General features: G+C 73.0%; 11 protein-coding genes. 3 read left to right on the top strand and 8 right to left on the bottom strand.

Annotated elements, in window-relative coordinates; genetic code table 11:
• Positions 1-13 precede the first annotated feature (13 nt).
• Complete coding sequence (locus ACIPXM_RS17400; protein WP_401655996.1) at positions 14-868, top strand: hypothetical protein; 855 nt, start codon at positions 14-16, stop codon at positions 866-868.
• A 118-nt stretch (positions 869-986) separates the two neighbouring features.
• Here the strand turns inward: ACIPXM_RS17400 and ACIPXM_RS17395 are convergent, their stop codons facing one another.
• From ACIPXM_RS17395 to ACIPXM_RS17385, 3 genes are all read right to left on the bottom strand, one after another.
• Positions 987-1,733 carry an N-acetyltransferase gene (locus ACIPXM_RS17395; RefSeq protein WP_401655994.1) on the bottom strand — a complete coding sequence of 249 codons (747 nt, stop codon included), beginning with the start codon at positions 1,731-1,733 and terminating at the stop codon, positions 987-989.
• Between the two features lie 80 nt (positions 1,734-1,813).
• On the bottom strand, positions 1,814-2,515 hold the full coding sequence (locus ACIPXM_RS17390) for an HNH endonuclease family protein (protein WP_401655992.1): 702 nt from the start codon (positions 2,513-2,515) through the stop codon (positions 1,814-1,816).
• Between the two features lie 462 nt (positions 2,516-2,977).
• On the bottom strand, positions 2,978-3,817 hold the full coding sequence (locus tag ACIPXM_RS17385) for a hypothetical protein (RefSeq protein WP_401656195.1): 840 nt from the start codon (positions 3,815-3,817) through the stop codon (positions 2,978-2,980).
• A 238-nt stretch (positions 3,818-4,055) separates the two neighbouring features.
• Here ACIPXM_RS17385 and ACIPXM_RS17380 point away from each other — a divergent pair, with 238 nt between their 5' ends.
• Together ACIPXM_RS17380 and ACIPXM_RS17375 are read left to right on the top strand one after the other, a co-directional pair.
• Entirely contained in the window at positions 4,056-4,640 is a 585-nt protein-coding gene (locus ACIPXM_RS17380) for a TetR/AcrR family transcriptional regulator (RefSeq protein ID WP_401655990.1), read from the top strand.
• A gap of 86 nt (positions 4,641-4,726) precedes the next feature.
• Positions 4,727-6,058: an SGNH/GDSL hydrolase family protein gene (locus ACIPXM_RS17375; RefSeq protein WP_401655988.1), complete on the top strand. Its 1,332-nt coding sequence runs from the start codon at positions 4,727-4,729 to the stop codon at positions 6,056-6,058.
• A 52-nt stretch (positions 6,059-6,110) separates the two neighbouring features.
• Here the strand turns inward: ACIPXM_RS17375 and ACIPXM_RS17370 are convergent, their stop codons facing one another.
• The 5 genes from ACIPXM_RS17370 to ACIPXM_RS17350 form a co-directional block, all read right to left on the bottom strand.
• Positions 6,111-7,088 carry a hypothetical protein gene (locus tag ACIPXM_RS17370; protein ID WP_401655986.1) on the bottom strand — a complete coding sequence of 326 codons (978 nt, stop codon included), beginning with the start codon at positions 7,086-7,088 and terminating at the stop codon, positions 6,111-6,113.
• An 11-nt stretch (positions 7,089-7,099) separates the two neighbouring features.
• Positions 7,100-8,113 carry an NACHT domain-containing protein gene (locus ACIPXM_RS17365; protein ID WP_401655984.1) on the bottom strand — a complete coding sequence of 338 codons (1,014 nt, stop codon included), beginning with the start codon at positions 8,111-8,113 and terminating at the stop codon, positions 7,100-7,102.
• Between the two features lie 146 nt (positions 8,114-8,259).
• Complete coding sequence (gene mfd, locus ACIPXM_RS17360; protein WP_401655982.1) at positions 8,260-11,793, bottom strand: transcription-repair coupling factor; 3,534 nt, start codon at positions 11,791-11,793, stop codon at positions 8,260-8,262.
• A gap of 283 nt (positions 11,794-12,076) precedes the next feature.
• Complete coding sequence (locus ACIPXM_RS17355) at positions 12,077-14,719, bottom strand: ABC transporter permease (RefSeq protein WP_401655980.1); 2,643 nt, start codon at positions 14,717-14,719, stop codon at positions 12,077-12,079.
• Entirely contained in the window at positions 14,716-15,504 is a 789-nt protein-coding gene (locus ACIPXM_RS17350; protein ID WP_401655978.1) for an ABC transporter ATP-binding protein, read from the bottom strand. The genes ACIPXM_RS17355 and ACIPXM_RS17350 overlap by 4 nt, the downstream gene beginning before the upstream one ends.
• Positions 15,505-15,527 lie beyond the last annotated feature (23 nt).

Here is a 15,527-nt window from a genome sequence, read left to right as displayed (position 1 = left end):
CCGGAGCTCCCCCATGCCTGCCCCCGCCGCCCACGCCCCCGCTCACGTCCCCGCCGACACCCGCAACCGGCCCCGGAACCGGCCCCGGAACCGGAGCCGCGCCCGGGGCCGCCGGGCCGCCGTCGCCGCCGCCCTGTGTGCCGCCGTCGCGCTCGGCGCGACGGCCTGCGGCCCCTTCTCCGGCGCGGCCCCGAAGGCCAAGCCCAGCGGCCCGTTCGGGGAGCTGACGGGGGCCCAGATCGTCGACAAGGCGATCGCCACCACGAAGGCCGCCACCTCGCTCCGTACCGAGTTCGACTTCAAGTCCACCGACGGGCCCATGAAGGGCCACCTCGCCAGCGACGTGCGGGGCCGCTGCTCGGGCACCCTGACGGCGGGCACGACCGGCACGGCCGACGTGCTCAGGCCCGCCGCGACGCCCGCCGACAAGTCCGTCTACCTCCGCTTCGACGAGGCGCTCCTGAAGGAGCAGGCCAAGGGCGAGTCGGCGGAGGTGCGCGAGGCGGTGCTGCGGCAGCTGAAGGGCCGCTGGGTGAAGACCGACAGCTCGGACGCGGACGCCAAGGACCTGCTCCGGATGTGCGACCTGGAGACGCTGCTCGCCGACTTCGAGCAGGACACCCGGGGCACGGTGAAGGGCGCCGAGACCACGGTCGAGGGGAAGAAGGCCCTGATGCTGACCCTCGACTACCAGGGCGGCGAGAAGGACACCTTCTACGTGGCCACCGAGGGCAAGCCCTATCTGCTGCGGGTGGTGAGCACCGGCGGCAAGGAGCCGGGGGCGATCTCCTTCTCCCACTACGACCAGCCGGTCGCGGCGAAGACGCCGCCGAAGAAGGACGTGGTGGACGAGAAGAGCTTCGGCTGAGGAAGCCGCGTCGCGCGCGCCACGCGCGCGTGGACGTGTGAACGCGAGAAGGGCGTGAAGGCCATCGCAGGGGAGTGGCCTTCACGCCCTTCGGCGCGCTCGGGGGGGGGACCCGGGCTCAGGTGCGGTGGCGGATCCAGACGTTCGGCTCCACGTAGACCGCGTAGCCGCGGGCGGTGTCGCAGTGCACCGGCACCAAGGCCCCTTCGACCTCGACGGGGCCGTCGGTGTCGAACGGCTGCCCGGTCCACTCGCGCCACTGCGCCACCGAACCGGCGACCGTCATGGACGCGGGCGCGATCTTCTCGATCGTGCCGCCCGCCCGGACATGGACCCGCAGCCAGGGGTCGTGCGGCAGGCCGTCCGACTCCCGGGTGCGGAAGGCGTACTCGTGGATGGCCGCCTCCGGCTCCAGGTGCTTGGCGTTGGGCCGCACCGGGGCCACCAGGTCGGCGAACCCGAGCCGGCCCGCGTTGGCCCGCATCGCCTCCAGCATCCGGCCCGAGATGCCCCGCCCGAGCGCGTCGACGGCCACGGTGATCTCGATGGCGCTGACGGTGTCGGGCGTCCGCCCGTGCCGCAGGTCCGAGACCGCCCACAGCAGGACCTGGTCCCAGCCGGTGTCCGGCAGCTCCTCGCGGCCCGACTCCTGGAGCCGGAACGGCACGCTGAACGCCCGGGCGACGATCTGCCCGGAGTCGTCGGTGGCCACGAGCACGTACTCGGGGAAATCGGCCACGATCCGCCCGACGTTGGCCCAGCCGACCGGGTCGTACAGCATGAATTCCGGCCAGAGATCCTTCATCTGCCAGATGTCTCCGGCAAGCTCAGGTCGCTCGGCGAGAGTCGTGATGCGCAGGTCCATGGATCGGAGACTAACTGCACGTCAGCGGCATGGTGAAACGATTTTTCGCCAGCAGGGGTGACGCCCGCGGCGGCCGACGGTCAGGGCAGCCGCTGGCCGGGACAGCCGCCCAGCACCCGCTTCATCGCGTCCCGCTCCCCCGCCGTCACCCACACCCCGTACTTCTTCTTCACCGCGACCTGCCGGGCCACATACGTGCAGCGGTAGGACCGGTTCGGCGGCAGCCAGGTCGCCGCGTCGCCGTCGGACTTGCGCCGGTTGGCCGCGGAATCCACGGCGAGGAGGTTGAGCGGGTCGTTGGCGAAGCGCAGCCGGGTGTCGGCGGACCACTTCTGAGCGCCCTTCTGCCAGGCGTCCGACAGGGCCACGACATGGTCGATGTCCACATTGCTGCGGCCACGGACGTAGTCGATGGACCCACCGGTGTACGGATCGGACCTGAGCGTCCCGGAGGCGACCTTGCACCGCCCGTCGGCGTACCGGACGCCGGTCAGATCGCGGGCCAGTATGTCGTCCCGGGTCCCGCACCCGTTGCGGTCGACGTCCACCCAGGCGCGGCCGAACTTCTCCCGCTCGTACCCGGTCCTGGGCGCCCGCCCCTTCACGGTCAACGTGTCGACCACACCGAGCGCGGCCCCACCGGCTCCGGCTCCGGCTCCGGCCTTCGGGGGCGTGCCGCCGTCGCCGGCCGGAGCACCGGAATCGGGCGAGCAGGCGGTGACGGCGAGCAGGAGCGCGGCGGCGAAGACAGGGACGGCGAGGGGTTTCTGAGTGATCGGCACCTAAAGATCCTAGATGGAGCCGTTTTGGATCCAATGTCCGGGATCCAATATCCGGGGCCCAGAGGTCGGATCCAATGTCCGGGTCCAGAGGTCGGATCCAATGTCCGGGATCCAACGTCCGGGTCCGATGCCCGGGGGGATCCCAGGGTCGGGATCCAAAAGTCGGGCCCCAACGGTCGGATCCAATATTTGGATCCTGGATCCCGGACATTGGATCCACCGGGCCGCTCGGACCTGGGGAGATCGGATCCGATATCCGGGATCCAACCTCTCGGATCCAACCTCTTGGATCCCGGATCCAACCTCCAGGATCCGACGCCCCGGACTCTGGATCCTGGATCCGATGTCCCGGATTTGGGATATCGGATCCAACCTCCCCCTCCGGACCCAACCTTCGGGATCCGGGATATCGGATCCAACCTCCTACCTCCAACCTCCCGGATCCCGCATCCCGGATCCGCCTCACACCTTCCCGATCCCCAGCGTGTTCTCCGACGGCAGCACCCCGGATCCGATCACCGCGAGCCACGGCCCACCAAGCAGGTCCGCGAGCCGGGCCGTCCCCTCGGTGCCGAGCGCCGCCCACGGCGCGGCGGCCAGTTCGTCGGTCCGGCGCTCCACCTCGGCGCGCAGAGCGCGCCCCGCTTCGGTGGCGGCGCCGTCGGGGGTGACAAGGCCGCGGGCAGCGAGCCGGGCGCGGGCGGCCGACCAGTCCTTCTCGCTCCAGCCGCGGCCGGCGAAGGTCGCCTCGGACGCGGCGCCGATCGCCGCGAAGGAGACCAGGGACTCGGCCGGGTCGAGTCCGGCGGTGAGCAGGGCGGCGAGGTGGCCGTCGCCGCGGTGTTCGCGGAGGGTCATGGCGGCCTGCCAGAGGACCAGGTGCGGGGCGTCGGGCCAGGGGAGTTCGGCATTGGCGGCGGCAAGCGGGCGGCCGGCAAGGTCCGTGGCCTCGGCGGCGCGGCGGGCGAGGGCGGCGGCCTCGGCGATGTCGGGTCCTTCGACGACCTCGTCGCCGAGGATCGCGCGGTAGGCGGCGTCGACCGCGCGGAGCCGGGCGGCGAGGACGGCCTCGGGCGTGGCGACGTCCCAGACGGCGGGGACGTACCGGGCGACCATCGCGGGGTCGAAGGAGTACCAGGCGGAGGCGGTGCGGGCGGCACCGACGGGGCCGAGCGGGGCGGCGCGCCAGGCGAAGTAGCTGGGCCAGCGCTCACTGGTGTCGTAGCCGAGGGAGGCGGCCTCGGTGAACGCCTCCGGCGCGTAATAGATCACGGCGTGCAGCGGTTCGAGCAGGTGCCACATCTGGCGCACCCGCCCGGGCTCGACCGCGGCCACCGGACCGGCCACCGGACCGGCCGCCGCCCCGGCGCCCGCGCCCTTCGCCGTACCCGAACCCGAACCCGTCCCTGTCCCCACACCCGTCTCCGCGGACACAGCGTCCATGACGTCCTCCTCCGTCGCGCCCACTCATCTTGTCACTGCCTAGATTCCTCCCGCCCCGCGAACTTGTCAATGCCTAGATCCCGCGTAGTCTGCTGTCATGACCGATCGGCGCACCTACCACCACGGCGACCTCCGGCAGGCCGTCCTCTCCGCCGCGCTCGACGTGGTGTCCACCGAAGGCCCCGGCGCGCTCAGCCTGCGCGACCTGGCGCGGCGCGCGGGCGTCTCGCACGCCGCCCCCGCGCACCACTTCAAGGACCGCACCGGACTGCTCACCGCGATCGCCGCGCAGGGCTACGAGCTGCTCGCCGAGGCCCTCGCCGAGGCGCCCGACCTGCGTGAGCGGGGGGTGCGCTACGTACGGTTCGCGGCCGGGCATCCCGCGCACTTCCAGGTGATGTTCCAGCCCGAGCTGCACCGCGCGGACGACCCCGCGCTGCTCGCCGCGAAGGAGCACGCCTCGGCCGAACTGCGCGCCGGGGTCGGTGATCTGCCGCCCCAGGACGGACTCGATCCGCGCACCACGGGCATCGCCGCCTGGTCCCTCGCGCACGGTTTCGCGACGCTGCTCCTGACCCGCAACCTGGACGCGCCGCTGGCGGGCCGGGACCCGGGCGAGGTGTTCCGCGCGCTGGCCGGACTGCTCGGTTCCGGTCAACTCCCCGACAACACCCGGGAATAGACCGCGACGATCACGCCTTGTCCACTGTCGCGTGCACGCAAGCAGTACAGGAAGAGCACTCGCACACGACGCAACGGGGACCAGACATGACCACCGGCAACACCCTCCGGCGCGCGGGCATACCCCTGCTCGCCGCCCTCACCCTGACCGCGCTCCCCGCCACGGCCGCCACCGCCACCCCGGCCGCCGCCCACCACCCGGCCGCGTCCGCCGCCTCGTACGGCCACGGCACGTCCTGGCACGGCACATCCTGGCAGGGCGCCTGGGCGGCCTCCCCGCAGAACGCGACCGCGCCCTTCACCCCCAACTGGTCGCAGCAGGGCTTCGACAACCAGACCGTGCGCCAGACCGTACGGATCACGGCAGGCGGCACCAAGGCCCGGATCGAGCTGTCGAACCGTTACGGGAGCACGCCGCTGCGCATCACCGGCGCCACCGTGGCCCGGACCGTGCCCGGCGCCTCGTCCGCCAACAGCCCTGCCGTGGAGCCGGGTTCAGTGCGCACGCTCACCTTCGGCGGCGGCCGCGCCTCGACCACGATCCCGGTCGGCGGCACCCTGCTCAGCGACGGCGTGGGGCTGCGCACCCGCGCGTTCGAGACGGTCACCGTCACCCTCTACCTCGCGGGCCCGACCGGCTCCGCCACCTTCCACCACGTCGGCGACGCCACCAGCTACCGCGCGGCGGGCGACCACCGGGCGGACGCGTCGGGCGCGGCGTTCACCGAGACCAGCACCTCCTGGTACTACCTGACGGGCGTCGAGACCTCCGGCGGCCCGGCCCGGCGCGACGGCATCGTCACCTTCGGCGACTCCATCACCGACGGCGTCGGCGCGAGCGTCGACACCGACAGCCGCTACCCCGACGAGCTGGCCGAGCGCCTCGCCGCCGCGGGCCGCCCGCGCGCCGTCCTCAACCACGGCATCAGCGGCAACCAGGTCACCAACGACACCACCTGGGCGGGCGAGAAGGCCCTCGTCCGGTTCCGCAAGGACGTGCTGAGCGAGCGCGGGGTCGGCACGGTGATCCTCCTGGAGGGCATCAACGACATCGGCGGCAGCGGCCAGTCGTTCCCGAGCGACCCCACCCCCGAGGTGTCCGTGAACCGCCTCATCGAGGGCCACCGCGCCCTCATCCGGCAGGCCCACGCCCACGGCCTGAAGGTGGTCGGCGCGACCCTCACCCCGATCGAGGGCAGCTTCTACTTCTCCGCGGAGAACGAGGCGAAGCGCGACGCCTTCAACACCTGGGTGCGGACCTCGGGGGCGTACGACGCGGTCGTCGACTTCGACCGCGCGGTGGCCGACCCTGCCCACCCGGACCGGATCCTCCCGGCGTACGACTCCGGCGACCACCTCCACCCGGGCGACGCGGGCTACCGGGCGATGGCCGCCGCGCTGGACCTCGACGAGCTGTAGCCCCCGGGGTCCGGTCCCGGCACCCCCGGCACCCCGCCCCGTGGCCACCAGGTCACGGCGCGGGGTGCCGCACCAGCCACTCCTGGAACTCCCGGTGCCGGAACTGGTAGGTGGCACCGGAGGTCCGCATGAGCCCGGCGGCGACGGACCAGTCGAGGAAGCGGGCGAGCCGGAGAGGGACGCGGCGCGCGTGCGTGGCCAGGAACAGGCCGTACGCGAGCAGGCCGACCAGGTACGTCATGACCCAGGCGGTGGCCAGCCCGAGCGTGGACAGCAGGGCGGCCAGCACGTCGTCGCCGATCACCGAACTCGTCACCCTGGTGAAGGCCACGCCGACCAGCACCAGGAGCAGCACCTTGCCGCGGAGCACCCCGGTGGGGCCCGCGGTGGTGGCATCGACCTCCATGACCGTCATCACCAGCACCGAGGCGATCAGCGAGAGCAGGCCGACGAGCGCGCCCTCGGCGAGGCCCGTCTCGCCGAGCCCGACCAGGAGCCCCACGACACCCCCGCAGGTGAGCACAGCGATCACCCCGTAGCCGCTCGTCGTCAGTGAGCGCAGCGCCCGCGCCCCCGCGACCCGCCACAGCGGGCTGCCGAGCCGGGGCACGGCCATGCCGGACTCCAGCACGGCCCGCCCCCGCCAGGTCCGTACGGTGAACCGCACCGCCAGGAAGACCGCCCAGCCGCCCCACGCCCACGTCCCGCTCGGGTCCATGAACAGCAGCACGCCCTCCCCGGCCACCACGGCCGCCATCAGGACCGTCACCACCGAGCCGAGCAGCCATCGCGGCACCCGGCGGCCCACCGCGAGCAGCACCAGGTCGGTCTCCGCCGCGCTGCCCCGGCCGAGTCCCCGGGCGATCACCGCGAGGGCGCGGTGGGCCCGCGCGGGCGGGTATCGCCGTTCACCCTCCGGCAGGTTCGCCGCCGACGCCCGGATGAAGTGACCGAGCAGACGGTCCGCGACCGCCGCCTCCGTCCCGCACGCCAGCAGTTCGCCCGGGTCGCCGTCCCCGTCGTACGCCACCGCCACCAGCGTCAGCCGCCACGGCGTCGACAGAGCGCGGGCCGGGCGGCGAGTTCGTCGAGGAGCGGCTGCCAGCGGGCCGGGCGGCGGGCCGCGCCGCGGGAGGCGAGGAAGGCGTGCGCCCGCGCGGGGGTGACCGGGTCGATCTCCAGGCGGGCCGCGTCGAGCATGTGGGCGCCCGCCGCCTCCAGCGCGTCGTACTCCCGCGACCGGCAGGTGAGCACCAGCGGGGCCGGTTCCGTGCCGTCCTGGTAGCGGGCGAGGGCCGCGAGCGCCCGCGCCGCGCGCTCGCCCGCGACAGGCGTCCCCCCGACCACTCCGGCCACCCCGGGCCCCCCGGCCGCCCCAGCAGGCCCGGCAGGTCCCGACGACGGGTCCATCTCGTCGAGCCCGTCCAGGACCGGCAGCACCAGCCCCGCCGCGAGGAGCTTGCGGGCGGACGCGGCGGGCATGCCGTAGTCGCGTTCCAGGTGGCGGGCCAGCCAGTCGCGCAACGACTCGCCGGTGTCCCAGTCGGCGAGCGCGACGAGCACCGGGACCGGCTCGTCGGCGGCCCGCACCCGGTTCAGCTCCATCACGAACTTCCGCGCCAGGACGGTCTTCCCGGCACCCGGCTCACCGGTGACGACCAGGCGCCGCGGCCTGATCCCGCGATAGTCCTCGACCACCTTCTCCAGGCGCCCCTCGGGGCTGGCCGGCAGCACGGCGGCCCGGGCGGTGGCGTACGGGCGGAAGGTGAAGGTCACGTCGATGGCGGTGAGGTCACCGCCCAGAGCGTCGGCCCACTGGGGCTCGCCGGTCGCCCTCACGACCCGCGCGAGCCGCGCCGCCGCCCCCGCCTCGTCCTCCTCCGTCCGCCGCCAGAACGTCGCCACGAGCCCGACCACACCGATCGCCCCGCACGCGAACGCCATCAGATCCGTCCGCTGCGACAGGTCGAGCGCGCCCGACCGCCCGGCCAGCGCCCACAGCACGCCGCCGATCACGAGGACGCAGCCCCCGAACCCGATGACCCCTCTGCGCATCACCCGCACCCCTCCCCCGCCCCATCAGGCCCCGCCGCGGCAGGCCCCGCCCCGGCAGGCACATCCTGCCGGAACGGAGGGAGAAACGGCTCACGATCCGAGGGTCACGACCCCGGACTCACGACCCCGGACTCACGACCCCGGACTCACGATCCGAGGATCTCCGCCAGGAACTCGCCCGTCCACGCGAGGAGTTCGCGGCCGACGACCGGCTTGCCGCCGATCCGGCCCGCCGTCGGGCGCGGCACCAGGATCTGGTGGACGGCCGGCTTGATCACCGACTTGGGGTGCAGCCGCTTCAGGCGCAGCTCCTGCGACTCGCGCAACTCCACCGGCGCGAAGCGGATGTTGGGGCCCTGGAGCACGATCTCACCGACGCCGCACGCCCGGGCCAGCATCCGCAGGCCCGCCACGAGCAGCAGGTTCTCCACCGGCTCCGGCAACTTGCCGTAGCGGTCGGTGAGTTCCTCCCGTACGGCCTTGATGTCGTCCTCCGAGTTGGCGGAGGCGATCGCCCGGTACGCCTGCAGCCGCAGCCGCTCGCCCGGCGCGTAGTCGTGCGGGACGTGCGCGTCGACCGGCAGCTCGATCTTGACCTCCAGCGGCGCCTCCTCCTCGACCCCGTCCTCCAGGGACTTGCGGTAGTCGGCGACGGCCTCGCCGACCATCCGCACGTACAGGTCGAAGCCGACGCCCGCGATGTGACCCGACTGCTCGCCGCCGAGCAGATTGCCCGCGCCGCGGATCTCCAGGTCCTTCATCGCCACGTACATGCCCGCGCCCATCTCGGTGTGCTGGGCGATGGTCGCGAGCCGCTCGTGGGCGGTCTCGGTCAGCGGCTTCTCCGGCGGGTACAGGAAGTAGGCGTAGCCGCGCTCGCGGCCACGGCCGACCCGGCCGCGCAGCTGGTGCAGCTGCGACAGGCCGAAGTTGTCGCCGCGCTCCACGATCAGCGTGTTGGCGTTGGAGATGTCGATGCCGGACTCGACGATCGTCGTCGACACCAGCACGTCGAACTTCTTCTCCCAGAAGTCGACGACCACCTGCTCAAGAGCCTGCTCCGACATCTGGCCGTGCGCGGTCGCGATCCGCGCCTCCGGCACGATCTCGCGCAGCCGCGCCGCCGCCCGGTCGATCGACTCGACCCGGTTGTGGATGTAGAACACCTGGCCCTCGCGCAGGAGTTCACGGCGCACCGCCGCGCCGATCTGCTTCTCCTCGTACGGCCCCACGAAGGTGAGGACCGGGTGCCGCTCCTCCGGCGGGGTGGTGATCGTCGACATCTCGCGGATGCCGGTGACCGCCATCTCCAGGGTGCGCGGGATCGGGGTGGCGGACATGGTCAGCACGTCGACGTTGGCGCGGAGCTTCTTCAGCTGCTCCTTGTGCTCGACGCCGAAGCGCTGCTCCTCGTCGACGATGACCAGGCCGAGGTCCTTGAACTTGGTCTCGGACGAGAACAGCCGGTGGGTGCCGATGACGACGTCGACGGAGCCCTCGCGCAGCCCCTCCAGCGTCGCCTTCGCCTCGGCGTCCGACTGGAACCGGGACAACGCCCGTACCTTGACCGGGAATTGGCCGTAGCGCTCGGAGAAGGTGCCGAAGTGCTGCTGCACGAGCAGCGTCGTCGGCACCAGGACGGCGACCTGCTTGCCGTCCTGGACCGCCTTGAACGCGGCCCGTACCGCGATCTCCGTCTTGCCGTAGCCGACGTCGCCGCAGATCAGCCGGTCCATCGGGACCGTCTTCTCCATGTCCTCCTTCACCTCGGCGATCGTCGACAACTGGTCGGGCGTCTCCGCGTACGGGAAGGCGTCCTCCAGCTCGCGCTGCCAGGGGGTGTCGGGGCCGAAGGCGTGGCCGGGCGCGGCCATCCGCGCGCTGTACAGCTTGATCAGGTCGGCGGCGATCTCCTTGACCGCCTTCTTCGCCCGCGCCTTCGTCTTCGTCCAGTCCGCGCCGCCGAGCCGGTGCAGCGTCGGTGCCTCGCCACCCACGTACTTGGTGACCTGTTCCAGCTGGTCGGTGGGGATGTAGAGGCGGTCGCCTGGCTGGCCGCGCTTGGCGGGGGCGTACTCGACGAGCAGGTACTCGCGGGTCGCGCCCTGCACGGTGCGCTGCACCATCTCGACGTAGCGGCCGACACCGTGCTGCTCGTGCACGATGTAGTCGCCCGCCTCCAGGGTCAGCGGGTCGATCGTCTTGCGCCGCTTGGCGGGCATCCGCTGCCCGTCCTTGCCCGCCGCCTTCTGCCCGGACAGATCGGTCTCGGTCAGCACCGCGAGCTTCAGCGCCGGGTCGACGAAGCCGAAGTCGATGGCGCCGCACGCCACATGGACCACGGCGGGCGAGATGTCGGCGAGATCGGCGTCGAGCCGGGCCGCGATGCCCTCGCCGCCCAGCACCTCCACCGTCCGCGAGGCCGGGCCGTGCGCCTCCGTCACGTACACCGTGCGCCAGCCGTCGGCCAGCCAGCCCTTGGTGTCGGCGAGCGCCCGGGCGGTGTCGCCGCGGTACGACTCCGGGGCGTGCATGCCCAGTTTGAGGGTGTCGGCGTCGCTCGCGGTGTCGTCGGCGGCGAACGGCGACACCGACCACCACAACACGCCCAGCTCGCGCGCCCGGTCCCGGACGTCCGCGATCCCCCACAGCGACGCCGCGCCGACGTCGATCGGCGCCTCGCCGCCGCCGGCCGTCGCCGCCCACGACGCCTGCAGGAACTCCTGGCTGGTGGCGACCAGATCGGCGGCCCGGGTACGGACCCGTTCCGGGTCGCACACCACGGCCATCGACCCGGCGGGCAGCACGTCGAGCAGCAGCTCCATGTCGTCGACGAGGACCGGGGCGAGCGACTCCATGCCCTCGACGGCGATCCCCTCGGCGATCTTGCCGAGCAGTTCGCCGAGTTCGGGGTGCGCCTCGGCGAGCGCGGCGGCCCGCTCCTTCACCGAGTCGGTGAGCAGCAGCTCGCGGCACGGCGGCGCCCACAGGCCGTGCTCGGCGACTTCCAGGGACCGCTGGTCGGCGACCTTGAAGTAGCGGATCTCCTCGACGTCGTCGCCCCAGAACTCGACCCGGAGCGGGTGCTCCTCGGTCGGCGGGAAGACGTCCAGGATGCCGCCGCGGACGGCGAACTCGCCGCGCTTCTCGACCAGTTCGACCCGGGAGTACGCGGCGGCCGCCAGGCCCGCGACGATCTCGCCCAGGTCCGCGCTCTGCCCCGACCGCAGCGCCACCGGCTCCAGGTCGCCGAGGCCCTTGACCTGCGGCTGGAGCACGGAGCGGATCGGTGCGACGACGACCGAGACGGGGCCCGCGGCCGGGTCGTCCTGCGCCGGGTGGGCGAGCCGGCGCAGCACCGCGAGGCGGCGGCCGACGGTGTCGGAGCGGGGCGAGAGCCGCTCGTGCGGCAGCGTCTCCCACGAGGGGTACTCGACGACCGTGTCCGGGTCGAGCAGCGAGCGCAGGGCGGCGGCCAGGTCCTCGGCCTCCCGGCCGGTGGCGGTGACCGCGAGCACCGGGCGGCCGGACTCGCGGGCCAGCGCGGCGACGGCGAGCGGGCGGGCGGCGGGCGGGCCGACCAGATCGACGTACGGGCGGTTGCCGTCCCGGGCGGCCTTCACCGCCTCGGCGAGGGCCGCGTCGCGGACGACGACATCAAGCAGACCGTGCAGGCTCATGGGGTCTTCCATCCCGGCAGTGGGCAACGCGAACCGCCCGACACGTCGCACGGGCCGGGGTCTCCACCCTACGACGCGCGGCCCGCCCCCGCCGCCGAACCGCGTCCGGACCGGGGGCGGGCCTGTACCAGCAATGCGGCCTCCCGGGCGCGCGCCACCCCCGTGGGTGCGCGCCCGGGAGGCCGGGCCGAGAGGCGGTCGTACCGCCGGGGCGGCTGCTCGGTCACTCGGTGGCGGTCATTCCGTCACCCGGTCACTCGGTGGCGGTCACTCGGTCACTCGGTCATTCGGTGGCGATCGCGTTCAGGACGTTCATCCGGCCCGCCCGGAACGCCGGGACCAGCGCCGCGAACAGTCCGACGAACGCCGAGCCGACGAACACCGCCACGATCGTCGGCCACGGGATCTGAAGGACCCCGAGGCCCTCCAGGGCGAGCAGCTTCTGCGCGGCCGTGCCCCAGCCGAGGCCGAGACCGAGGCCGAGCAGCGCGCCGAAGAGCGCGATGACGACCGACTCCAGGCGGATCATGCGGCGCAGCTGGCGCCGGGAGAGGCCGATGGCGCGCATCAGGCCGATCTCGCGGGTGCGCTCGACGACCGACAGGGCGAGGGTGTTCACCACGCCGAGGACGGCGACCACGATGGCGAGGGCGAGCAGCCCGTAGACCATGTTGAGCAGCTGTCCGACCTGGTCCTGGAGGTCCTTCTTGTAGTCGGCCTGGTCGGCGACCTTGTACTGCGGGTACGGCGCGAGCGCGTCCTTCAGGGCCTGGTAGGCGGCCTCCTCCTGGCCGTCCTTCGCGGTGGCGAAGACCAGGGTGCTCGGCGGCCGCTTGGCGGCGGGCAGCTGGGCGTCGGCGGTGGGGATGCCGATGTACTTGGCGCCCTTGTCGAGGTTGCCGCTGTCGGAGGTGATCGCGGCGACCCGCAGGGTGGTCGACGAGCCGCCGGTGAAGGCGACGGTCAGCTTGTCGCCGACCTTGACGCCGTGCTCGGTGGCGTAGTCGCTGCCGACGGACATGGCCCCGGGCCCGTAGGCGTCGGTGAGCTTCCCCGCGGTGGTCTCGCGCCGCACGTCCTGGGCGTAGGTGGGGTCGGCGGCGACGAGCCAGGTCTTCTCGGCCTTGCCGCGCGGGTCGGTGACGGTCGCGCCGAGCATCCGGTACGAGGTGACGTGGTCGAGGCCCGGGGTGGCGGCGACAGCGGCCTGGGCCTGCGGGACGACCGGCTGGCCGGTGGCGGACTGGACGATGAAGTCGGCGCCGACGGACCGGTCGAGCTCCTCGGTGGCGGAGGCCACCATGGAGGAGCCGACCACCGACAGGCAGGCGACCAGGGCGAGGCCGATCATCAGGGCGGCGCCGGTGGCGCCGGTGCGGCGCGGGTTGCGCAGCGCGTTGCGCTCGGCCATCCGGCCGACCGGGCCGAAGATCCGCAGCACGAGGACGCCGAGGACCCGGACGACACCGCTCGCGAGGACCGGGCCGACCACGATGAAGCCGAGCAGCGACAGGACCACGCCGAGCGCGAGCCACAGCGAGCCGGTGGACGCCTTCGCGGCCTCGGTCGCGGCCCACAGGGCGGCGGCCCCGGCGGCGGTGAGGGCGAGCCCGAGGGCGGCGCGCAGGGCGCCCGCCCTGGCGTCGGCGGGGGTCCCGGCCTCGCGCAGGGCGGCCATCGGGGACACCTTCGAGGCCCGGCGGGCGGGCACGAGGGCGGCGAGGACGGTGACGACGACGCCGAGGACGACGCCGACGACCGGGGTGGTCCAGGCGACGGTGAGGTCGCGGGTGGACAGCTCCATGCCCATGGAGGACATCAGCTTCATCAGGCCGACGGCGAGGCCGACGCCGGAGGCGACACCGGCGGCCGAGCCGACGAAGCCGAGCAGCAGCGCCTCGACGAGGACGGACCGGTTGATCTGGCGGCGGCTGGAGCCGATGGCCCGCATCAGGCCGATCTCGCGGGTGCGCTGGGCGACCAGCATCGAGAAGGTGTTGACGATGAGGAAGATGCCGACGAGGAAGGCGATCCCGGCGAAGCCGAGCATCGCGTACTTCATGACGTCGAGGAATCCGGCGACGTCGGCGCGGCCGGCGTCGGCGGCCTCGGCGGCGGTCTGCAGCTTGTAGCCGCCGGTGGCGGCGGGGGCACTGTCAGGGGTGCCGGTGGCGGCGGGAGCGGTGGCTCCGGTGGCGAGGGCGGTGGCGACGTTCCGCTTCAGCGTCTCGTCGCTGACGCCGTCCGCCGCGTCGGCGGTGACCTGGCTGAACACCCCGACGGATCCGAGGAGTTGGCGCTGCGCGGTGGCGGTGTCGAAGAACAGCAGGGTGGCGCCGGGGTTGGTGACCTTGAACTCGACGATGCCGCTGATCTTCGCGGTGAAGTCGCCGGTGACGGCGATGGTGCGCAGGGTGTCGCCGAGCTTCAGGCCGTGCTTGTCGGCGGTGTCCCGGTCGACCATCACGTCGGTGGGGCCGCGCGGTTCGTGACCGGCGGCGATGTCGACCGAACGCAGGTCGTTGGACGTCCAGTTGCCCGCGATGGTGGGGGCGCCGGAGGTGGGGCCGACGTTCTCGTTGTGCGCGTCGACGACGGTGACGGACATCGAGGCGACCACGCCGGTGGCGGCCTTGACGCCGTCGACCCGGCCGACCCGCTCGACCAGCGCGGCGGGCAGCGTGGCGGGACGCCCGGACTGCGGGTTCTCGTCGTCCTCACCCTCGGCCCCGGCGGCGGGCGCGGGGCTGACGGTGAGGTCGGAGGCGGTGGTGGCGAAGAGCTTGTCGAAGGTGGTGTTCATGGTGTCGCTGAACACCAGGGTGCCGCAGACGAAGGCGACGGAGAGGAGCACGGCGACGGCGGAGAGCGCCATCCGGCCCTTGTGCGCGAGGAAGTTGCGCAGCGAGGTTCTGAGCACGGTCATGACGTACGCCCCCGGGCGTCGAAGTCCTTCATTCGGTCGAGGACCTGCTCGGCGGTGGGCGAGCGCATCTCGTCGACGATCCGGCCGTCGGCGAGGTAGAGCACCCGGTCGGCGTAGGAGGCGGCGACGGGGTCGTGGGTGACCATGACGATGGTCTGGCCGAGCTGGTCGACCGACTGCCGCAGGAAGCCGAGGACTTCGGCTCCGGCGCGCGAGTCGAGGTTTCCGGTCGGCTCGTCGCCGAAGATGATCTCGGGCCGGGCGGCGAGCGCACGGGCCACGGCGACGCGCTGCTGCTGGCCGCCGGAGAGCTGGTTGGGCCGGTGGGCGAGGCGCCCGGCGAGGCCGACGGTCTCGACGACCTGGTCGAGCCAGGCCCGGTCGGGCTTGCGGCCGGCGATGTCCATCGGCAGCGTGATGTTCTCCAGGGCGGTCAGCGTCGGCAGCAGGTTGAACGCCTGGAAGACGAACCCGATGCGGTCGCGCCGGAGTTGGGTGAGCTTCTTGTCCTTCAGGCCGGTGATCTCCGTGTCGTCCAGGAAGATCTGGCCGCCGCTGACGCTGTCCAGACCGGCGAGGCAGTGCATCAGGGTGGACTTGCCGGAGCCCGAGGGCCCCATGATGGCGGTGAAGCGGCCGCGTTCGATGTCCACGTCGACGTGGTCGAGCGCCACGACCCGGGTCTCCCCGGAGCCGTACGCCTTGACGAGCTGCCGCGCCCGCGCGGCGACGGCCGTACGCCCTCCAGTACCCCCGAGGCTGGGGATGGTCACAGCCGAAGTCACGGTAGGTCTCCTCAGTCGTTTCT

The sequence above is a fragment of the Streptomyces sp. NPDC090025 genome (assembly GCF_044748125.1).
Lineage (GTDB): Bacteria > Actinomycetota > Actinomycetes > Streptomycetales > Streptomycetaceae > Streptomyces.
This window is presented reverse-complemented; position numbering and strand designations above follow the sequence as displayed.